Source organism: Novosphingobium sp. MBES04 (assembly GCF_000813185.1).
Lineage (GTDB): Bacteria > Pseudomonadota > Alphaproteobacteria > Sphingomonadales > Sphingomonadaceae > Novosphingobium > Novosphingobium decolorationis.
This window is the reverse complement of sequence record NZ_DF850488.1, coordinates 2790342-2810829: the sequence shown is the minus strand read 5'-3', so window position 1 is coordinate 2810829 and position 20488 is coordinate 2790342. Positions and strand designations below refer to the sequence as shown.

The window sequence follows — 20488 nt, the reverse complement described above, 5'->3', positions numbered from 1 at the left end:
GCCCCCCGCCTTGTTCCGGCAGGTGTGGCCCGGGACCTCTCTCAATCGTCGTTGGTGCCGAAGCTCAGCCCCAGCGGTTGATTTCGGGCCCGGGCGCCCAACTGCGCTCGGGGGCGTCCGTGGTTGCCCTGGCAAGTGCCGCCTGAACGCTCGGGCGCGCCTTCACACGCTTCATCCAGGCCTGGGTTTCGCTCTTGCCCTTGAAGGCTTCGGGAACGATCGGCTCCATGCCGACCAGCCAGGCGAAGGTCTCGAAGTCGGCAATGGTCAGCGCGCCCATCAGCCAATCCCGGCCATCGGCAAGCTGCTTTTCGCAGCGTTCGACGGCCTGCATGACCTTGGCCTCGCAGTCCTTGAGCTGCGCGTCGTCGGCTTCGCCGTCGCGCACCAGATCCCAGCGCACCTTGAGGTCGGCGCTCACGATGGGCTCCACCTGGGCGGCGAAGGCATCCTCGCTCAGCGCCTCGAGACGCTGGTGCGAGGTGGCCAGATTGCCCAGCAGGGAGGCCGCGGGGGACAGCCGCTCGGTGATCTGGCGGCACCACATCATCATTTCCCAGTGCGCATAGGCATCTTCGGGCTGGAGCGAGGTGCCGCCCCCGACCTCGTCGAAGAACTGGGCCAGAAAGACGGATTCGGTCATCGCCTCTCCGTCGATCACGAGGACAGGTCCCTCGCCTTCCACGCCCATGTCGCGGGCGAGCGGCTCGGTGACACCGGGCAGCGTATGCCGCTTGCCGCCCAGAAGATCGATGGCATGACACGCGATATCGAGTGCCGTGTCGGCGCCTGTCTCGGCCATGGCGGCGAGCACCGCCAGCGAGGGCCCGTTGGGCTCACCGTGATAGAGGATCGTCGCCATCAGATGCGCTCCTGTTCGAGAATGGTCACGCGCTTCACCATGTCGGTGCGCCCCAGCGCCCAGCAGTCCTTCACCGCCTTGCGCGCATAGATCGCGCGCAGCCAGCGCAGGAGATTGGGGGTCAGCTCGTCGTTCGAGAGCTCGGGCTGGCTCAGCGGAATGGCGTAGGCGAGGTTGAAGCCGTTGATATCGGCAAGCGAATAGCTGTCGCTGCCAAGCCATTCGCGCTTGCCCAGTTCCTTCTCCAGCATCGCGATGCCCATCGCCACCCGGCGCTGGCTCTCGGCGATCTCGGCCTCGGAGAACGTCCCGTAGATGGCCTTGCGCCAGGAGACGCGGCGTTCGGGCATGGGAATGCGCTCGATCGCGGCTTCGAGTTCGGCCGGGTCGCGCTGGCGGACGACCGGGCCGATGAAAACCGACCAGCCGATCATCGAGAAGCTGGGGGCGAGCCACTGGTCCATGAACTTCATCCACCAGCGCACGCGCCAACGATCACGCGCATCAGAGGGCATCAGATCGGGGCCCTCGAAGCACTCGTTCACGTATTCCATGATCGCGGTGCTCTCGACGAGGACCTTGTCGCCGTGGGTCATCGCCGGGATCGTTCCTTGCGGGTTGATCGCCAGATATTCCGGACGGTGCTGATCGAAGTTCAGCATGTCGATGTAGTGGCTGTCGAAAGGAACGCCCTTTTCCATCAGCGCCAGCATCGGCTTGCCCGAGTTGGCGTTGGGCTCCCAGTGGTAAAGCGTGACCTCGGCCATCGCGTCTCTCCCCCGTGCGTCTATCGTCTTGAAATGGGTGCGGCGGGACACGTCCAGGGACCTGTCCCGCCGCGAGGGGTGCGGATCGTCAGAACTTCTTCTGCACGGTGAAGGCCCACTCGCGCGGACGGCCCACGTTGGAGTAGGTCGTGCCGGCGCTGGCGTAGAGCGCGGCGAAGCGGATCGGCAGATAGTAGTACTTGTCGAAGAGGTTCTGGACCTCGAACGAGATCGCCAGGTCCTCGTCCGCGTTGCGCCAGGTCAGACGCGCATTGGCGATGGCGCGGGCCGGGTTGAAGTCCAGCTCACTGCTGCCCGGAAGGCGGCCCATGCCCTGCTTGCCGGTGTAGGCGATGTCGAAGCGGGGCGTGATCGTGCCTGCATTGTCGCCCAGTTCGCCGCGGTACTGGATGCCGAAGCTACCGCGCCAGTTGGGCGTGGTGAGCGGATCCTCGAGGCGGATGTTGTTGCCGACCATGGGGCCGATACGCTTCCAATTGCCTTCGATCCAGCTGACGGTGGCGTCGATGTCGAGGCCGTAGATCGGGCTCGCCTGGAGTTCGAACTCGACGCCGTACATTTCGCCGTCGCCCGCGTTGCTGATGGCCGCGCAGGGGAACGGATCCTCACCCGGCGGGAAACCGTCGAGGATGGCGCAGTCCGCGATTGGCAGCTGCATGTTCTTGTAATCGTTGTAGAAACCCGACAGGTTCATGCGCAGCGTACGGCCAAGGAGGTCGGTCTTTACACCCACTTCATAGGCAGTCAGCGTTTCGGGATCGAAGGTGCCGTTGACGGCCTGGGACTGGGTAAAGGGACGCGCGGTTACGCCGCCGCCCTTGAAGCCCGTGCTGACCGTGGCGTAGGCGAGGACCTCGTCGCTGAAGCGGTAGTCGACCGAGATGCGGTAGTCGATCCGGTCGCCATCGTAGACGGCGACAGTGCCATCGAGCGCCCCCACGCCGAAGATGTCGACCAGCGGGCCGCCGTCCCAGGCCTTGCGCACGAAGGTGTAGTCCTTGTGCTCCTTGGTGTAGCGAAGGCCGCCCGTGACGTTGAGGTTGGGCGTCGGGTGCACGATGACGGTCCCGAACACCGCCTTGCTGTCGGCGCGGACCGGGTCGTCGCCCTGGAACTGCAGGAACAGCGCCGGATTGCCCATGCCGATGTAGCGGATGTCCTGGCGGGTGAAGTAGACCGACTTCTGGTCGCTGTAGTAGCCGCCCACGGTAAGATCGGCGAAGTCACCCAATTCCGCGTTGACGCGCAGTTCCTGGCTGAAGAAGCGGAAGGTCAGGTCGTTGAAACCGCCGCCGCCGATGTTCGGGTTGGGCGTGTAATCGTCGTCCGTGCCATAGGTCTGCTGGTATTCGCGGTAGGCGGTGATCGACTTGACGTTGATCGAGTCCGAAAGGTTCACCGACATGTCGCTCGACACGCCCCAGCCCCAGAACTTGACCGAGTTGGGCATGTAGTAGGCCTGGCCCGCCTGGCCGCCGGCGGGCAGGTACCAGCTGGCGTACGTGCAGAACTTGCCGCAGCGGAAGTCCGCGCCGGTCAGGTCAGTGTTGTTCTCGGTGATGACACCGGCGGCCGCTGTGCGGTTCTCCCAGGTGTAGTCACCGGTCACGATCCAGTCGAAGCTGTCGGTCGGGTTGAAGCGCAGCGATCCGCGCACGCCTGCGTAGTTGCGCTCGCCCAGTTTGTCGACGACGCAGTTGGCCGGGGTTGAGGGATTTCCGGTGATGCCCAGTTCGTTGTCCGGGTTCACGCAGCCATAGTCGAGCTGGTCGACGTAGCCGTTCTGGTGCTTGTAGACACCCGCGACACGCGCATAAAGGTTGTCGGTCAGCGCGAAGTTCATGCTGGCGCGAAGGTCGATGCGTTCACGCGCACCGTAGACCACGTCCACCTTGCCGCTGCTTCCGGGCTCGGGCTTGACCGAGAACATCTTGATCGCGCCGCCGATCGAGTTGCGGCCGGTCAGAGTGCCCTGCGGCCCGCGCAGAATCTCGACACGCTCCAGGTCGAGCAGGTCCATGATGTTGCCGGTCAGCGTCGCGTAGTAGACATCGTCGATGTACATGCCCACGCCCGGCTCGTAGGCGGGGTTGAAGTCGTACTGGCCGATGCCGCGGATATAGACAGCCATCGAGGAGCCGAAAGCGCCGCCCATTTCGGTCAGTTGCACGTTCGGTGCCTGACCGGCGACCTGCGAAAGATCGGTCTGGTTGCGCGCTTCAAGGAGCGCGGCGTCGACTGCGGTGATCGAAAGCGGCGTGTCCTGCAGTTTCTGCGAGCGGAACTGCGCGGTCACGATGATCTCGCGCATGGCGGCATCATTGGTGGTCTGCTGCTGCGGCTCCGAAGTCGTCTCCGCGGTGTCCTGCGCCCGCGCGCCGGTAGCTGTGAAAAGCGTGGCCGCCGAAGCGGTTGCGAGCAACGCACAGCGCAGCCCTGATCTGGAAGTGATCTGCATATTGGCCCTCTCCTGAACCAGCGCCGGGGATTATGCGTCTCCGTGCGCCTTTCATGCCGTCGCGTTGTGCGACATGTTGTTTGTATGGCATACAATATGTGGAAGGCAAGCCCAGAGAGGCTCGGAGGCGACTTTTTTGAAAGAGATACAGTTGCCCAGATCACCTATAGGGAAACCGCGCAAGACCCACACAAGCACCAAAGAAATCGCAAAAAATAACAATCAAAGAAGGACTTGAGAGGGATGACCCAACTTGTAGGCACCATCAACTATGCCGCCCGGAACGCAGAACGCATGCTCTACCGGGCCAACGACCACACCCGCGACACCGTTCGCATAGCCCCCGAATCCATGACGATCGACGATGGCCGCACGCGCGAATCCACGCTGGATTGCAATGGGTACCAAATTGTCTCGGTTGTTATGTCACCCGGTACCAGTGGCCATCTCGAGCCTGCAACCGACGCCGCCTGCGCGCTGATCCGCGATCTGTGCGGCGCTGACCGCGTGGTGGCAACCGCCCCTCCGGTCCACCGCTTCGGCGAACGCTCGGACCTTTCAGGCCAGCTCGACAACTCACGCCCCGCGCGTTTTGCCCATGTCGACGTCTCGGACACCACCGCCCTCGCCTTCTCCATACGCTCCTGCCCGAACGACCTCGGCCACTATCGCCGCAGCGCGCACTACAACCTGTGGTGCGTCACCTCGCCCCCGCCGCAGGACGTGCCGCTGGCGCTGTGCGATGCCCGCTCGTTCGCGCGCGAGGACCTCATCCTGGCCGACGCCGTATTCGACCGGGACGGCGAGGACCTGTGGACCATGGAAAGTTTCGTCCTGGCCCACGCGCCCCAGCACGAATGGGTCTGGTTCCCCGACATGCAGCCGGGCGAGGCGCTTCTCTTCAAGACCTTCGACAGCGATGCCGAGGCGGCAACCTGCGTGCCCCATGTCGCCTTCGACAACCCGCTTGCCCCGCCCGGCACGCGGCCTCGCAGCTCGGTGGAACTGCGCTTCATCGCCTACTGGGCCTGAGCTTGGCTGCGCGCAGCCCCCGCGCTACCCTGCCTGGATGAGCGATTGCGGATGCCGCCCGACGGGCCTCGAAACCACCTCCCAGCGCCGCGCCCTCGTCGTGGCGCTGGGGCTAAACGCGGTCATGTTCGTGGTCGAGACCGCTGCAGGTCTCCACGCCGATTCGGCGAGCCTGCTCGCCGATGGCCTCGACATGGCCACCGACGCCTCGGTCTATGCCGTCGCACTCCTCGCCCTCACCCGCAGCGCCCGCTTCAAGAAGGGCGCGGCGACGTGGAGCGGCGCCCTCCTCTTTCTCGTCGGCGTAGGCGTGGTGCTCGAAACCGTGCGCCGGGCCTTTGCGGGCGCCGAGCCGGGCGGCCTGTGGATGATGGCAATCGGCCTCATGGCCCTGGCGGTGAACACCTATGTCCTGCGCCTGCTTGCACGCCAGCGCAGCGCCGAAGTCCACATGCGCGCCGCCTGGATCTTCACCCGCGCCGACGTCATCGCCAACGCCGCCGTCCTTGTTTCGGGCGCGCTAGTCTGGGCGACCGGCATCGTCGCCTTCGATCTTGCCGTCGGCTTGGCCATCGGCGTCTATGTCATCAAGGAAGCCTTCGAGATCCTGCGCGAAGCGAGAGACGCGAAGCCCTGATGGCCGCATCTGCTGCGCACAAAAGAAAAAGGCCGCCCGGATCGAAATCCGGGCGGCCCTTCTTCATCGGGAGAGCGAAAGGATCAGGCGTCGGCCTTCACGGTGCGCCAACCTTCCTGATAGCTTTCACGCGCGACGCGCGAGTAGGGAACCGGCGAGACGATCGCGCGCACGGCAAGCTGCTTGTGCGGCTCGACGGTCGACTTCCTGGTGCCGCCGTTCTCTTCGCCCCACAGCACGGTGACTTCGTCGCCGATCTGCGTTTCGGGATCGACGGTCGCCAGGCTCAGAGCCTGCTTCTCGTTGTAGGAGAAGCCGGTGAACATCGAGTAGCCGATGGTCTTGCCCGAAGCGTCGCGCACCGCGTCGTAGTTGGACGAGGCGTAGTTCGCGAGCGGCACGTCGAAGAACTTGTAGCTTCGCCATCCGGATCGAACATCGAGGCCATGATCTTGGCCATGTCTTCGGGATGCCAGGCGAGCGTCACCTTCTTGCGCTGCTTGGCCGGGTCGAGCGCTTCGAGCGCTTCACGGCCGATGAAGTCATGGTCGAACTTCACGAAGTTGCCGTAGCCCAGTTCCCACGGGTTGAGGTAGTAGTCCTCGATGTCGTCCGACACGAACGAACCGCCGATCGAACCGGTGGCCTCGTAGCTGTTCGCACCGAGCCACTCGCGGAAGCCCTTGAGCTTCTCGCCGGTGTAGATGGCCGGGAGCGGCGAGGGGATCCAGCCCGATTCCAGCGTGTTCGAAGGGTACGCGCGGCTGCCGCAGGGAATCAGGCCGAATTCCTTGCCCGCTTCCAGAATGGCGGCGCGGATTTCTTCCTGCTCTTCATAGGGGCCCCAGATCTCGAGACCCGGCGCGCCCGACATGCCGTGGCGCAGCGTGCGCACGGTCTTGCCGGCAATGTTCATGGTGCTCATGTTGAAGAACTTGAGCTTCTCGAGCGGGCCGCCGTGCAGCTTCTCGATCACGTCCCAGGCCTTGGGGCCCTGGATCTGGAAGCGCCATTCCTTGCGGCTGACGGGCTTGCCCATCGGGCGCATCGGCGAGCGGTCGTCGAGCTCGATCTCGCAATCGTAGCCGCCGGTCTCAGCCTGGTAACGCAGCCAGTTGGACGCAGGCGCGCGGCCGACGTAGGTGAAGCTTTCCTCTTCTTCCCAGAAGATGATGCCGTCGCCGATGACGTGGCCGTAGGGCGTGGTCGGGACGTACTGCTTGGCCTTGTTCACGGTCCAGCCCTTGGGGCTGTTGATCATCGTGTCGGTGAGGAGCTTGAGCGCGTCCTTGCCGCGGATGTAGAGATTGACCATGTGGTGCGACTGGTCGAACAGGACGGCGCTGTGCTGCCAGGCCCACTGCTCCGAACGCCAGTTGGAAAATTCGGGCGCCACAACGGGGTATACGTAGGCGCCAAGCTGCGAATTGCGCAGCATCTCAACGATATTGCCGGTCCCCTGAAGAACCTGCTCGAGATTGTCAGCCATCTCACCTCTCCAAAAAATTCAGCCGCAGCCTCGCTGCGTGCCTGCTGAGAGTATCGCGGCCCCGAAATCCGCACAAGAGAAAATGTTCGTGGAACGAACCAATATCTAGCAACATATTGTTATAAAGCATTATTTTTTGTTTTCATGCGATGACTTGCACGATTTGCGCGACGGGCTAAGCATGAGCGCGTGGGCACGAACGAACCAAAATCCGAGACACCCGGCGCCGCTGCGCGGACCGGGGGACACGGCGATCTCGACTCGATCCTGGGCTTCCATATCCGGTTGGCCCATGGCGCGGTCTATCGCCATTTCACCGAGACCTTCACCGATCTGGGCCTGACCCAGAAGCAGGTCTCGGTGCTGTGGACGGTGGCCGAGCAGCCCGGGCTGTTCCAGGCGGACCTGGGCCAACAGCTGCAGATGGACCGCGCGACCACGACCGAGATCATCAACCGGCTGGCCGCGCGCGACCTCCTGCGCCGCGAGCCCTCCCCGCTCGACCGCCGCAAGAGTTCGCTCCACCTCCAGCCCGAGGGCGAGCGCGTGCTCGAGGAGGCCCGCACGTCCATTCTCGCGCACGAGACCTGGCTCAAGGAGCGCTTCACCGACGCCGAAGTGGCGACGCTCATCGGTCTGCTCACCCGCATCCACAGCCTGCCGCCCAGCGACTGAGCCGCCTTGCGCCTGCGCCGCGTTGACAGGCGCCCGCACCTCCTGCAAAGTAACGAACGTTACTAATAAGGTGGCAGCCAGCCCGTGCGCTTCGCAGGCGCATGACTTGGCTTGCGACAAGGTGGAGAGCGATGGTTTCGAAACGTGCGCAGGGGCCCGACCCGGCCCGCATCCGGCAGGCGCGGGCCGCCTTCCAGGCGGCGCTGGGCGCCGACAACGTCTTTTTCGGCGAAGAAGACGCCGCCGCCTACAACGACAAGTTCGCGGTGGACGACACGCTCCACCACCCTTCGGGTGCCATCGCGCCGGGCAGCGCACAGGAAGTCCAAGCGGCCCTGCGCATCGCCTCCGAGGTCGGCATCCCGCTCTGGCCGATCAGCCGGGGCAAGAACCTGGGCTATGGCGGGAGCGCACCGGTCCTGGCCGGCTCGGTCATACTCGATCTCTCCCGCATGAAGAAAATCGAGTACGACGAGGAAAACGGCACCGTCCTGCTCGAGCCTGGTGTGGGCTTCTACGATCTCTACGACTTCCTCAAGGCCCGGGGCATGAAGCACTGGCTTTCGACGCCCGGAAATTCCTGGGGATCGGTCGTCGGCAACGCGCTCGACCGGGGCGTGGGCTATACCCCCTATGGCGAAAACACGAGCAAGATCTGCGGGATGGAAGTCGCGCTGGCGGACGGCTCGCTGGTGCGCACCGGGATGGGCGCGCTCGAAGGATCGCCCACCTGGCAGCTCTACCGCTACGGCTTCGGCCCGGCCTGGGACCAGCTCTTCGTGCAATCGAACTTCGGCGTCGTCACCAAGATGGGCCTCTGGCTCATGCCCGAGCCCGAATCGCTCATGGGCATGGATGTCGAGTTCGACAATCCCGAGGACCTCGGCCCCCTCATCGACACGCTGGCCCCCTTGCGCCGCGAAGGCCTGCTTCAGCAGTCGCCCACCATCGGCAACTGGCTGCGCGCGGCGGCCGTCCTCACCACGCGCTCGGAATGGACCGACCAGCCCGGCGCGCTGAGCGACGAGGTGATCTCGGCGATCCGCACGAAGTACCGTGTAGGCTGGTGGGGCGTGAGCCTGCGCCTCTATGGCCGCGAAGAGGTGAACAAGGCCGCCTATCCGATCCTGGAAAAGGCCATGAACGACCTGAAGCCCCTCTCCATGCGCCCTGCACAGTGGAAGCGCGGCGAGCCGCTGGAAAATTCGGGCTGGACCGGCACGCCGATCAGCTTCCCGATGCAGAACGCCAACTGGCACGGCGGGCGCGGCGGGCACATCGGCTTCTCGCCGGTGCTGCCCCAGTCGGGCACGGCCGCCATGGCGCAGTTCAAGCGAACCTATGACCGCTACCGCGAATACGGCATGGACTACCAGGCCAGTTTCGCCTTCGGCGAGCGCCATCTCATCAACGTCAACGCGGTCCTCCTCGACAAGGACGACCCGGAGATGATGGGCCGGGTCGATCCCTTCCTGCGCCAGCTTGTCGCCGACGCGAAGGCGCAAGGCTATGGCGAGTACCGCACCCATCTCGACTACATGGACCTCGTCGCCTCGACGTACGATTTCAACGACAACGCCCTGCTCAAGCTGAACGAGCGCGTGAAGAATGCGCTGGATCCGGCCGGCGTCATCGCGCCCGGCAAGAGCGGCATCTGGCCCGGTGCCAAGGGAGGAACCTGCGCATGAGCACACTTTCCAAGTCAGCGCTGACCGGTGCCTGCACGGCCGTATTCATCGCCGTCGCGGCATGTGGCACCGGAGCCCCGGCCCAGGACGCCAAGGACGCGCCACAAGGCGGCCCGCCGCCGATGCCCGCGCCCGTTACGCTCTCCTCGCGCCCCGACGCGGGCCCGGGCGAAAAGCTCTTCATCGAGAAGTGCGTGATGTGCCACGGTCCCAACGGCATGGGCACCGGCCTTCTTGCGCGCCGCATGGATGTGGCCCTGCTTGAAGAGCGCGAGGACCTTCCCGCCGACTACGTGATCCAGGCCGCGCGCATGGGCATCGGCAACATGCCCGCGATCCCGCGCGGCGAAGTGAGCGATGCCGATATGCAGCAGATCGCCGACTACCTCGCAAGCAAGACGCCCAGGGACATGGGTGGCACGATGGAAGGGGACACCCGATGACGGCTCTGGCCCGGCGCGAATTGCTCGCGCTTACCGCCGCAGGCGTGCCGCTTGCGGCGCTCGGCTCCACGCTCTTCGCCTCCGGAGCGAATGCCACCACGACGCCCACCGCCCTCCTGCATGACGCTACACTTCCCGACGCGCGGCGCTTTGCCGCCCGCGCCGCCCAGCTTGGCCAGACCTCGCAGGCCCTCGCCGGAGACCCCGTGCGCCAGGCCCAGGCGCTCTTTGCACGCCGTCCGCAGGTCGTGTTTGGAGTTAGCCGGGCCAGCGACCGCCTGCTCTTTGCCGAGGTCGCCCGCGAAGCCGGTTACGAGGAACTCGTCCAGATCGCCCAGCGCGCCGGATGTATCCATGAGAGCCGCTGCCGGAGCGGCGCCGAAGCCTTCGCCGCCCTCGCCCGCGCGAGTGGCCCCAACTGGCCGCGCGCCTTCGCCGAACTGGCTCTGGGGGCCGCGCCGCTGACGGACGCCCTGGAGATACAGGGAGCGGATGCGCCGACCAGCTTCAGCTGGGTGCTACGTCGAAAGGGGTGATCTTGCCCACAAAAAAGCCCTTCCGGAACCGCCGTTCTGGAAGGGCTTTATTTAAAAGATATTCCGAGGGCCATCGCCCTCGGGCTCCCCGAACCGGCGACCTCTCGTCCCGCGCGCCAGACTGGCGGAACAAGGTTAGGTCGCCGAGTCTGGGGTCCAAGGGGCGAAGGTCCCTTGAATCCTCTTCTTCTTCGTCACTTACGAATGATGAGCGATTCCGGCCGCTTGCGCGGCACCCACTGGCCACGTCCAGGGAACTTGCTGAGAACTTCACCGTCCCAGAGGCGTACGGTGCGGCGGTGGAAGCGCCAGTTCCCGTCTTCGCAGCGCACCGCGTGGTCGTCGTACCAGCCGGTAAAGCGCAGGAGATAGGGCGGCTCGTCCTCGCACTCGGTCACGAAGGCGAAGCTGCGCATCTTGACGCTGCCATCGTCCTGCGGGCGGAACTGGGTCTGCGTGACGTGGTGCTGACGCCCCGGAAAGCCCGGTGCGTTGCGGTAATGCTCGGCAATTCCGCGAATACCCTCGTGGCCTTCCCAGATATCCGGGTCCTCGAACACTTCCTCGACCATCCGCGCATCGGGCGTGAAGCAGGCGACCAGCGCCTCCACGTCGCCCGTGTCCAGCGCCCAGCTGTAGTCCGCAATCAGATCCTGCAGCGCAAGACGGTCTTCGATCGGCAATTTCGGCAAGGTAAGTCTCTCCCATGTTCGCCCTCGCCGCCCGCATCGCGTTTCCGGGCCGGTACGAGGTGCCTTGACGCAACCGTAACACTCGTTACTTTCTTCCACAAGAACTCCGGGCTGACTCGGAGCGAAATCGGGAAGAGAGAGGACCCTTGGGCAAGATCATTGTCACCGGCGCATCGGGCGCCTTCGGCCACAGCGCAGCGCAGCTTCTTCTGGAAAAATGCGCGGCGGACGACCTCGTGTTCCTGACACGGACCCCGGACAAGTTGAAACACTTTTCGGAGGCTGGCGCGCACGTACGCGCAGCCGACTTCGACGATCCCGCAAGCCTGCCTGCCGCGATGGAAGGCGGGGAGCGCATGCTGCTCATCAGCACCGCGCGCGTGGGCACCCGCGTCGGCCAGCACCGAAATGCCGTCGAGGCCGCCGTGGCCGCTGGCGTGAACCATATCGTCTACACCTCGCTCATCGCGGCCGATGCGCCCGACAACCCGGCCATCGTCAAGCTCGACCACCGCGCCACCGAGGAGATCATCGAAGCCTCGGGCGCGGCCTGGACGCACCTTCGCGACAGCCAGTATTCCGAAGCCATCGCGGGCGCCATGGTCATCCCTGCGCTGATGGCAGGGCACAAGCCCGACAACTGCGCGGACGGCAAGGTCGCCTTCGTCAGCCGCGACGACTGCGTGGCCTCGGCGGTTGGCGTGCTTACCCAGGACGGGCACGCGAACACCGCCTACACCCTCACCGGCCCCGAGCTCATCTCGATCCCCGAAGCGCTTGCGATGGCGAGCGAGATCGCGGGCAAGCCGATCGAAGTCGAGCATGTCGATGACGAGGCCATGTTCGCCTACTTCGATTCGCTGGGCGTGCCGCGCCACGCCTCGGACATCGTGCCCGACGGGCCGATCCCCTGGTCGAGCGACGACATGGTCACTTTCGGGCAGTCGATCCGCGAGGGCTTCTTCGACCTTGCGACCGACCACGTCGAGAAGCTGACCGGGAAGCCCCCGCGTAGCTTGCGCGAAGTCATGCTGCAGCACTGCGAAAGCTGGCCGAAATGAAGGTACTTTCCGCAAGCCTGACCGTTGCCGCAGCCCTGCTGCTGAGCGCCTGTTCCGGGGCGACCGGCTCGTCCGACAGCGCCGCGATGGGCGATGACTGGACCACCCCCAAGGGCGGCGCAAATGCGGCCCATTTCTCGCGCCTCACCGACATCAACCCCGGCAATGTCGGGCGTCTGGGCCTTGCCTGGAGCTATGACCTGGGCTCCTCGCGCGTGCAGGAGGCGACCCCGGTCGTCCTCGACGGGGTGATGTACACCTCGGGTAACCTGGGGCGGACCTACGCGCTCAACGCCGCGAACGGCGAGGAGCTGTGGACCTTCGAGCCCGAAGTCGACATGCAGGCCAACCGTGGCGCCTGCTGCGACCAGGGCAACCGCGGCGTTGCTGTCGCGAACGGCAAGGTCATGGTGGCCGCGCTCGACGGCTGGCTCTACGCGCTCGACGCGAAGACCGGCAAGGTCGCCTGGAAGGCTGACACGATCACCGATCATTCGCGCGGCTACACCATCACTGGCGCGCCCGAAGTGGCCGGAAACCTCGTCCTCATCGGCAATGCGGGCGCGGAATACGACGCGCGCGGCTATGTGACCGCCTATGATATCGCCACCGGCGAACAAGCCTGGCGCTTCTACACCGTGCCCCACGATCCCGCCCAAGGACCTCAGGAAAACCCGGAGCTGGAAGAGGCGGTCAAGACCTGGTCGCCCGAAAGCCGCTGGGACATCGGCGGCGGCGGCACCGTGTGGGACGCGATCAACTACGACGAACGCTTCGGCACGGTCATCATCGGTGTCGGCAACGCCGGGCCCTACAACCTGGAGCGTCGCTCACCGGGCGGGGGCGACAACCTCTACGTCGCCTCGCTCGTCGCGCTTGATGCCAGGACGGGCCGCGTGAAGTGGCATTACCAGGAAACGCCGGGTGATGCCTGGGACTTCACCTCGACCCAGCCCATCGTCTTTGCCGACATGGACGTCGAGGGCGAGATGCGCCCCGTGCTCATCCACGCGCCCAAGAACGGCTACATGTTCGTGCTCGACCGTGAGACCGGAAAACCCATCGCGATCAACGCCATCGTGCGCACCAGCTGGGCCGACGGCTACGACATGAAGACCGGGCGTCCCAAGGAAAAGCCCGACAGCGCCCATTACTGGAAGGGGCCGAAGATCATCTTCCCCGCCTCGCCCGGCGCACGCAACTGGTACCCGCCCGCCTATGACCCGGACCGCGAGCTCTACTTCGCCTCCGTGCTCGACATGGGCAACCTCATGTTCACCACGCCCCCGCTCGACCCGGCCGATCCGCACCGCAAGAAGGCGCTCAACATCCAGACTGCGCTGCTCTTCACCGCCGATCTCGACAAGTCGATCGCCACCCTGCCCCCGCCGCTGCAGGACATGGTGAAGGCCCTGCCCGAATGGCAGTGGGTCAAGGACAAGCCCTATTCTTCGCAGATCCGCGCCATCGACCCGATGACCGGCAAGGCCAAGTGGGCGGTCGACACCGAGGGCTGGCAGGACCGCCCCGGCGTCATGGCGACGAAGACCGGCATCGTCTTCCACGGCAGCATCGACGGGCGCTTCATCGCGCGCGACGCCGAGACGGGCGCGATCCTCAAGGAAATCGACACCGGCACCGCGATCATGGCCGCGCCCATGACCTACCGCGTCGACGGCGTGCAGTACGTCGCAGTCCAGGCGGGCTTCGGCGGGGGTGGCTGGGGCTTCGTCCCGCGCTACTCCGCGCCCTATAAATACGGCAACGCCAACCGTCTGCTCGTCTTCAAGATCGACGGCGGCGAAGTACCCAAGCCCGATCCGCTGCCCGCTCCGCAAGTTGCGCCCGAGCCGCCCGCACAGCTTCCCGGCGTTACCCCGGCGACGATCGCACGCGGCCAGGCGGTGTTCTTCGGCAACTGCGCGATCTGCCACTCGAACCAGATCATCTCGGGCGTGCCGGACCTGCGCCGCATGCAGCCCGAGATCCACGAAGCCTTCGACCAGATCGTGCTGGAAGGCGCATTCCTGCCGATGGGCATGCCCCGCTGGGACGATCTCATCAGCAAGGAGGACGCGCATGCGATCCACGCCTGGCTGATCGACGAGCAGGCCAAGGTGCGCGCGCGTGAGCTCAAGCTGAAGGCCGCGGGCAAGCCGCTCGACGCGCCCAGCCTCACCATCCTGTCCAGCTACTGACGAAGGAGAGACAGGCCATGGATACCCCTGACATCATCGTCATCGGCGGCGGTTCGGCCGGCGCGGCAATGGCCGGACGGCTCGCCGAAGGGGGCACGCGCGTGCTCCTGGTCGAGGCCGGACGCTCCGACAAGACGCTGAAATCGCGCGTCCCTGCCCTTACCAGCTCGGTCGTCCAGAACCCGGACTACGACTGGTGCTACAAGGTCGAGCCCGACCCCTCGCTCGGCGGACGTGCCGACGTATGGCCGGCGGGCAAGCTCCTGGGCGGAGGCAGTTCGCTCAACGGGATGATGTTCATCCGCGGACACAAGTGGGACTACGACCACTGGGCTGACCTGGGCGCGGCAGGCTGGGACTACCAGAGCGTGCTCCCCTACTTCCGCCGCCTGGAGGACAACGAGCGCGGCCCCGACGCCTGGCGCGGGACGGGCGGCCCCATCGGGGTCTCCGAGGTCCGCGCGCGCTATGCCATCACCGACGACTGGATTGCCGCGGCCGAAGCTGCCGGAATCCCGCGCTCGGAGGACCTCAACGGCAAGAGCGCCGAAGGCGTCGACTACGTTCAGGTCTCGCAGCGCGGCGGCCTGCGCTGCTCGACCGCGCGCGGCTATCTGGAGGGGCGCGACTACGACGGGCGGCTCAAGGTGGAACTGGAGTGCCAGGTCCTGCGCATCCTCATCGAGGAGGGCCGCGCCTGCGGCGTGGTCGTGCGGCAAGGCGGCGAGGAACGCACCTGGCGCAGCACGCGCGGCGTGGTCCTGAGCGCGGGTTCGATGAACACGCCGCGCCTGCTCATGCTCTCGGGGATTGGTCCGGCCGAGCATCTGCAGGACATGGGCATCCCCCTCGTGCGCGATCTTCCGGGCGTCGGGCGCAACCTGCAGGACCATGTCGGCACGCACCTCGTCAACACGGTTTCGGGCACGACGCTCAACACCGATGCGCAAGGGTTGCGCGGCGCGCTGCAACTGCTCAAGTTCGCCGCCTTGCGCACAGGTGCCCTCACCACCGGGATCGGCCATGCGCAGGCCTTCGTCCATGGGCGCCCGGGACTGCCCGCACCCAACCTGCAGATCTCGTTTGCCGCCTTCGCTTTCGATTTCGACGAGCAGGGCCGCCTCATGCTGCGCAAGGACGCGGCGGTCTCCACGCTGATCGGCCTCATGCGCCCCTCCGCGCGCGGGCGCATCACCCTGCGCTCGGCCGATCCGCTGGCGCCGCCGGTCATCGCGCACCAGCAGCTGGGCAGCGAGGACGACATCGAGCAGATCGTCGAGGGCATCGCGATTGCGCGCAAGATCATGGAGGCCGCCCCTATGGCCGCCCAGATCACCGGCGAAGTCCGCCCCGGCGCCGCGCTCGACGCGCCCGAGGCTCTGCGCGAATACGTCAAGCTCGCCTCGATCCCGCTCTACCACCCTGTCGGCACCGCAAAGATGGGCGCGGCCGAGGACCTGATGGCGGTGGTCGATCCCGACCTGGCCGTCAACGGCGTCGAGGGCCTGTGGGTCGCCGACGCCTCTATCTTCCCGAGCCTGCCTGCCGGCAACACCAACGCGACCGCGATCATGGTCGGCGACAAGGGCTCGGACCACGTACTCAAGGCCCTGCGCGCGAACCGCTGATGGAACGCGTGACACAACAAACCGGGGTCCCCGGGGAGACACCACCCAAAACAGGTTCTGGATACATTCTGGAGAGGACGTCACTGTGACACAGTTCCCGCACACCATCCATTTCACCGGCACCAACACCCCCATCGGGGTCGAGTGGTCGGCCCGCAATCTCGACGTCATCGGCACCATTCCCGAGGAGATCGACGGCGCCTTCTTCCGCGCCGTCCCCGACCCGGCCATGGCCCCGATCTTCGAGGACGAGGTCGCGCTTTCAGCCGATGGCATGGTCGCCAAGTTCGACATTCGCGGCGGCACCGTCGACTACGCGATCAAGTACGTCGAGACCGAGCGCTACCTCCTGGAGAAGGAGGCGCGCACCGCGCTCTTCGGGCGCTACCGCAACCCTTACACCGACGATCCCAGCGTTGCGGGCAAGGACCGCACCGTCGCCAACACCACGCCTGTCTGGCACGGCGGCCGCCTGCTGATGACCAAGGAAGATGGGCTTGGCTACGAGGTCGATCCCGAGACGCTCGAGACCATCGGCCGCTTCGATTACTATGGTGCGCTCAAGTCCGAGACCTTCACCGCCCACCCGCGCATCGATCCCGAGACGGGCGAGATGTTCTTCTTCGGCTATGAGGCAGGCGGCCTTGCCAGCCTCGATGTGGCCTATGGCATTGCCGACAAGGACGGCAACCTGATCTCGGAGCAATGGTTCAAGCAGCCCTACTGCTCGACCATCCACGACTTCACGATCACCGAGACGTACGCTGTCTTCCCGATCTTCCCGACCACCGCCGATCTTGACCGCCTGAAGGCGGGCGGCGCGCACTGGGCGCACCAGCAGGACCTGGAATCCTGGGTCGGGATCATGCCGCGCTACGGCAAGGTCGAGGACATGCGCTGGTTCAAGGGGCCCAAGGGCGTTTCGGCCTTTCACTTCCTCAACGCCTACGACGATGGCGATCTGGTCCATCTCGACGTGTGCCTGTCCGACACCTGTGCCTTCGGCTTCATGCGCGAGGCGGGCGGCGTCGAGCGCCCCCAGCAGAGCATCCAGGGCGGCATGACCCGCTGGACCTTCGACATGTCCAAGCCCGGCGAGGAATTTGAATCGCGCGTCATCGGCCCTCCGGGCGACATGCCGCGCATTCCCGACGCCAGCCAGGGCCGCATGCACCGCAAGGGCTGGTACCTCACCATCAACCCCGAAGGCGGCCCGCCCGTCCTTGGTGGCCCGGTCGGGGTCTCGTTCAACATGCTGGTGCAGATCGAGCCGGGCAATGGACGCATCGAAGCGATGCCGCTCGAACCGGGCATGGCCATCAACGAGCCGGTCCATGTGCCCTCCTCCGATCCGGACAAGGACGGCTGGCTGCTGATGGTGGTCGACCGCCAGACCGGCGAGAACAGCTTCGATTCCGAACTCTGGGTGGTCGAGGCCGACGCCGTGGGCAAGGGTCCCATCGCCCGGGTGCCGATGCCCCTGCCCATGCGCGCGCAGGTCCACGGCTGGTGGGTTTCGCGCGAACAGCTCGACAAGGCCAAGGCCCGCAAGGCGCAGGCCGCCGCGGCCTGATGCGCTCGAGCTGAGGCGCGCTGTCGGGACGTCGTCCGGAAGGAGAGAGGAGGCTCCTTTCGGGCGACGAAATCGATTGACACATTAATAACGATCGTTACTAATTTACCCCAGCTGGTAGTCCGGCTGACAGGGGCACCGCTGCCCGGGTCCAGACTGCCCTTTGCACAATGACGAAGTCACCAACGATGGACCGTTGGGGCAGGGAGAACGGTGGCCGCAAGGAATGCCCGGCAGGGCTTTTCACGCGACCATGAAGGGTGAGAAAGGACCGCCAGCGTCCTCCATCCGCCTGCCCGATCCGATGGTCGAGGGAGAGGAAATATCATGGCACGAGCCCCATTCACCTGTCGTCGCACGGCCAGCGCCGTGATCGCCCTGGCCACGGGCCTCACCGGCCTGACCCTGAGCCCTGGCAGCGCCCATGCGCAGGACGACGCACAGGACAGTGCGCAAGTCCACGCCCCCGAGATCATCGTGACCGCGCAGTTTCGCGAACAGCGCCTGCAGGACACGCCCATCGCCATCACCGCGACGAGCGGCGACCAGCTGGCCGCCAAGAGCGTCGACAGCGTCACCGACCTCACCGCCATCGCGCCCAACGTGAACCTGTCCGAAGCGACCGGCCTCAACGGCAGCGCGGTGCAGGCCTATATCCGCGGCATCGGCCAGAACGATTCCAGCTTCGCGCTCGAACCGGGCGTGGGCATCTACATCGACGATGTCTATTATGGCACCACCTTCGGCGCGATCCTCGACCTCAACGACCTTGACCGCGTCGAAGTCCTGCGCGGGCCGCAAGGCACCCTCTCGGGCAAGAACTCGATCGGCGGCTCGATCAAGCTGTTCAGCCGCAAGCCCGACGAGGTCAGCGATGGCTTCGTGGAGGCAACCACGGGCAGCTACGGCCGCATCGACCTGCGCGCGAGCGCCGGTTTCACCATTACCGATGGGCTTTACGCGCGCATTTCAGGTGTCTCGAAACACACCGACGGCTTCTTCAAGCTCTACGACTACGGCTGCCTGAACCCCGATTCCGGCATTGCGCCGACAGTGGGTGGTGGCGACTGCCAGACCGGCACCGAGGGCGGCGTCGATGTCCAGGGCGGGCGCCTTGCGCTGCGCTATGCCCCTGTCGGATCGAGCCTCGAGATCAACCTCATCGGCGACTACGCGATGAACAAGTCCGAGCAGGTTGCCACCAAGCTGATCTATGCGAACAGCAACGATACCCGCTCCTACGACGCGGCCGATCCGCTGGGCGGCGTCCCCTTCGACAGCCGCTTCCTGACCGGGCCGAAGTCCTATTCCAGTTACGCCAACTACGCCTCGGGCGGCAACTACACCACGATCTTCGGCACGCCGCTGCAAGTCGCCCCCGGCACCTTCGACACCAGCCCGCAGAGCACCGCCAAGAGCTGGGGCGTGGCCGGTACGGTCGACTTCGAGTTGACCGACTTCCTCGCCGTCAAGTCGATCACCGCCTACCGCGAGGCGAGCGGGACTTCCGGCATCGATCTCGATGGCTCGCCCCTCTCGGTGCTGGTCCAGGAGTTCGACTACGAGCACGCCCAGTTCACCCAGGAACTGCGCCTTTCCGGCCAGGTCGGCACGCTCATCGACTTCACCGTGGGCGGCTACTATTACGATGCCGACGACAACATCGCCGGACGCTCGCTCATCCCGACCGCGATGTTCGACTTCGTGCAGGACGACCCGATCTCGAACCGCTCCGTGTCCGCCTTCGCGCACTCCGAGTTTCACCTGACGCCCGACCTCAACGTGATCGCGGGCATCCGCTACACCGACGACAAGAAGACGTACCAGTTCACCCGGCGCAATCCGGACGGCACACTGCCCTCGGGCATTCCGCTGACGACGAACTTCCTCGTCGCAGGGCTGGACGGGGAAGTGGGCCTCTTCAAGGGCACGCGCACCGACTATCGCCTCGGCGTCAACTACCGCTTCATGCCCGAGCTGATGGTCTATGCGCAGATCGCGACCGGCTACAAGGGCGGCGGCATCAATCCGCGCCCCTACACGCCTGACCAGATCGTGCCCTTCGATCCCGAGACGCTGACCACCTACGAGGCCGGCTTCAAGTCGGACCTTTGGAACAACCGCATCCGCTTCAACGGCACGTTCTTCTTCAACCGCTACAAGGATCTGCAGATCAACCGCTACTTCTGCCCGGAAAGCGTGAGCCCGACCTGCTCGCAGCCGGCCAATGCGGGCGATGCGGACGTCTGGGGCCTGGAGGCCGAGCTCTTTGCCGAGCCCATCGACAACCTCACCATCGACGGCGCGATGGGCTACCTCAACTTCGACTATACCCGCGTCGATCCCACGACTTTTGTCGAAGAGGACATGGTCGCCCCCTTCAACCCCAGCTGGCAGCTGAGCGCCGGGATGCAGTACAAGGCACAGCTAGGCGATGGCATCGGCACGCTCACCCCGCGCGTCGACTGGACCTACCAGTCTTCGTTCTACTTCAACTCGGTCAACAACCCGGACAACCAGATCGGTTCGCGCAGTCTCTTCAACCTGCGCCTGACCTACGCCTCGGACGACGAGACCTGGCAGGTCAGCACCGGCATCACCAACCTGTTCGACAAGTTCTACTACACCGGCGTCAGCGAGAACGTGCAGAACTACGGCGTGAACACCGGCTCGGTCGGCCGTCCGCGCGAGTGGTTCCTCTCGGTCCGCCGCGCGTTCTGAGCGCGGA

General features: G+C 65.4%; 17 protein-coding genes. 11 read left to right on the top strand and 6 right to left on the bottom strand.

The features are described 5' to 3' along the window. Positions 1–64: 64 nt before the first annotated feature. The 3 genes from MBENS4_RS12520 to MBENS4_RS12510 form a co-directional block, all read right to left on the bottom strand. Positions 65–862, bottom strand: coding sequence for a glutathione S-transferase family protein (locus MBENS4_RS12520; RefSeq protein ID WP_039391104.1), 798 nt, complete (start codon positions 860–862; stop codon positions 65–67). Next, positions 862–1629 (bottom strand): glutathione S-transferase family protein, encoded by a 768-nt coding sequence (locus MBENS4_RS12515; protein WP_039391102.1) that lies wholly within the window; start codon positions 1627–1629, stop codon positions 862–864. Before MBENS4_RS12515 ends, MBENS4_RS12520 begins: the two co-directional genes overlap by 1 nt. Before the next feature lie 88 nt (positions 1630–1717). Continuing rightward, positions 1718–4108, bottom strand: a complete 2391-nt coding sequence (locus tag MBENS4_RS12510) for a TonB-dependent receptor (RefSeq protein ID WP_039391100.1) — start codon at positions 4106–4108, stop codon at positions 1718–1720. 243 nt (positions 4109–4351) lie between these two features. On the opposite strand from MBENS4_RS12510, the gene MBENS4_RS12505 reads away from it, so the two are divergent. Together MBENS4_RS12505 and MBENS4_RS12500 are read left to right on the top strand one after the other, a co-directional pair. Next, positions 4352–5140, top strand: coding sequence for a CmcJ/NvfI family oxidoreductase (locus MBENS4_RS12505; RefSeq protein WP_039391099.1), 789 nt, complete (start codon positions 4352–4354; stop codon positions 5138–5140). A gap of 37 nt (positions 5141–5177) precedes the next feature. Next, positions 5178–5777, top strand: coding sequence for a cation diffusion facilitator family transporter (locus tag MBENS4_RS12500; RefSeq protein ID WP_039391097.1), 600 nt, complete (start codon positions 5178–5180; stop codon positions 5775–5777). A gap of 83 nt (positions 5778–5860) precedes the next feature. On the opposite strand, the gene MBENS4_RS27405 is transcribed toward MBENS4_RS12500, so the two are convergent. Both MBENS4_RS27405 and ligM read right to left on the bottom strand, forming a co-directional pair. Continuing rightward, positions 5861–6103 (bottom strand): hypothetical protein, encoded by a 243-nt coding sequence (locus tag MBENS4_RS27405; protein ID WP_340140820.1) that lies wholly within the window; start codon positions 6101–6103, stop codon positions 5861–5863. Next, a complete protein-coding gene (gene ligM / locus MBENS4_RS12495) occupies positions 6064–7266 on the bottom strand; it encodes a vanillate/3-O-methylgallate O-demethylase (protein ID WP_340140819.1) in 1203 nt (400 codons plus the stop codon). Before ligM ends, MBENS4_RS27405 begins: the two co-directional genes overlap by 40 nt. Before the next feature lie 189 nt (positions 7267–7455). On the opposite strand from ligM, the gene MBENS4_RS12490 reads away from it, so the two are divergent. From MBENS4_RS12490 to MBENS4_RS24155, 4 genes are all read left to right on the top strand, one after another. Further along, positions 7456–7941 (top strand): MarR family winged helix-turn-helix transcriptional regulator, encoded by a 486-nt coding sequence (locus MBENS4_RS12490; RefSeq protein WP_039391095.1) that lies wholly within the window; start codon positions 7456–7458, stop codon positions 7939–7941. Positions 7942–8072: 131 nt separating this feature from the next. After that, positions 8073–9629 carry an FAD-binding oxidoreductase gene (locus tag MBENS4_RS12485; RefSeq protein WP_052322246.1) on the top strand — a complete coding sequence of 519 codons (1557 nt, stop codon included), beginning with the start codon at positions 8073–8075 and terminating at the stop codon, positions 9627–9629. Beyond that, positions 9626–10072, top strand: a complete 447-nt coding sequence (locus MBENS4_RS12480; protein WP_052322245.1) for a c-type cytochrome — start codon at positions 9626–9628, stop codon at positions 10070–10072. Before MBENS4_RS12485 ends, MBENS4_RS12480 begins: the two co-directional genes overlap by 4 nt. After that, positions 10069–10608: a hypothetical protein gene (locus MBENS4_RS24155; protein WP_052322244.1), complete on the top strand. Its 540-nt coding sequence runs from the start codon at positions 10069–10071 to the stop codon at positions 10606–10608. Before MBENS4_RS12480 ends, MBENS4_RS24155 begins: the two co-directional genes overlap by 4 nt. 194 nt (positions 10609–10802) lie before the next feature. Here the strand turns inward: MBENS4_RS24155 and MBENS4_RS12470 are convergent, their stop codons facing one another. Beyond that, a complete protein-coding gene (locus tag MBENS4_RS12470) occupies positions 10803–11300 on the bottom strand; it encodes a nuclear transport factor 2 family protein (protein WP_039391093.1) in 498 nt (165 codons plus the stop codon). A 146-nt stretch (positions 11301–11446) separates the two neighbouring features. On the opposite strand from MBENS4_RS12470, the gene MBENS4_RS12465 reads away from it, so the two are divergent. From MBENS4_RS12465 to MBENS4_RS12445, 5 genes are all read left to right on the top strand, one after another. Further along, complete coding sequence (locus tag MBENS4_RS12465) at positions 11447–12361, top strand: NAD(P)H-binding protein (RefSeq protein ID WP_039391091.1); 915 nt, start codon at positions 11447–11449, stop codon at positions 12359–12361. After that, positions 12358–14559 (top strand): PQQ-dependent dehydrogenase, methanol/ethanol family, encoded by a 2202-nt coding sequence (locus MBENS4_RS12460; protein WP_039391090.1) that lies wholly within the window; start codon positions 12358–12360, stop codon positions 14557–14559. The genes MBENS4_RS12465 and MBENS4_RS12460 overlap by 4 nt, the downstream gene beginning before the upstream one ends. A gap of 17 nt (positions 14560–14576) precedes the next feature. After that, on the top strand, positions 14577–16187 hold the full coding sequence (locus MBENS4_RS12455) for a GMC family oxidoreductase (RefSeq protein ID WP_039391089.1): 1611 nt from the start codon (positions 14577–14579) through the stop codon (positions 16185–16187). An 85-nt stretch (positions 16188–16272) separates the two neighbouring features. Beyond that, a complete protein-coding gene (locus tag MBENS4_RS12450; RefSeq protein ID WP_039391088.1) occupies positions 16273–17760 on the top strand; it encodes a carotenoid oxygenase family protein in 1488 nt (495 codons plus the stop codon). Between the two features lie 327 nt (positions 17761–18087). Next, positions 18088–20481, top strand: coding sequence for a TonB-dependent receptor (locus tag MBENS4_RS12445; protein WP_039391086.1), 2394 nt, complete (start codon positions 18088–18090; stop codon positions 20479–20481). Positions 20482–20488: the final 7 nt, after the last annotated feature.

Excerpts from the sequence above, each read along its gene's own strand:
- MBENS4_RS12520 (WP_039391104.1), bottom strand. The coding sequence starts at position 862 with ATGGCGACGATCCTCTATCACGGTGAGCCCAACGGGCCCTCGCTGGCG.
- MBENS4_RS12515 (WP_039391102.1), bottom strand. The coding sequence starts at position 1,629 with ATGGCCGAGGTCACGCTTTACCACTGGGAGCCCAACGCCAACTCGGGC.
- MBENS4_RS12510 (WP_039391100.1), bottom strand. The coding sequence starts at position 4,108 with ATGCAGATCACTTCCAGATCAGGGCTGCGCTGTGCGTTGCTCGCAACC.
- MBENS4_RS12505 (WP_039391099.1), top strand. The coding sequence starts at position 4,352 with ATGACCCAACTTGTAGGCACCATCAACTATGCCGCCCGGAACGCAGAA.
- MBENS4_RS12500 (WP_039391097.1), top strand. The coding sequence starts at position 5,178 with ATGAGCGATTGCGGATGCCGCCCGACGGGCCTCGAAACCACCTCCCAG.
- MBENS4_RS27405 (WP_340140820.1), bottom strand. The coding sequence starts at position 6,103 with ATGTTCACCGGCTTCTCCTACAACGAGAAGCAGGCTCTGAGCCTGGCG.
- ligM (WP_340140819.1), bottom strand. The coding sequence starts at position 7,266 with ATGGCTGACAATCTCGAGCAGGTTCTTCAGGGGACCGGCAATATCGTT.
- MBENS4_RS12485 (WP_052322246.1), top strand. The coding sequence starts at position 8,073 with ATGGTTTCGAAACGTGCGCAGGGGCCCGACCCGGCCCGCATCCGGCAG.
- MBENS4_RS12480 (WP_052322245.1), top strand. The coding sequence starts at position 9,626 with ATGAGCACACTTTCCAAGTCAGCGCTGACCGGTGCCTGCACGGCCGTA.
- MBENS4_RS24155 (WP_052322244.1), top strand. The coding sequence starts at position 10,069 with ATGACGGCTCTGGCCCGGCGCGAATTGCTCGCGCTTACCGCCGCAGGC.
- MBENS4_RS12460 (WP_039391090.1), top strand. The coding sequence starts at position 12,358 with ATGAAGGTACTTTCCGCAAGCCTGACCGTTGCCGCAGCCCTGCTGCTG.
- MBENS4_RS12455 (WP_039391089.1), top strand. The coding sequence starts at position 14,577 with ATGGATACCCCTGACATCATCGTCATCGGCGGCGGTTCGGCCGGCGCG.
- MBENS4_RS12445 (WP_039391086.1), top strand. The coding sequence starts at position 18,088 with ATGGCACGAGCCCCATTCACCTGTCGTCGCACGGCCAGCGCCGTGATC.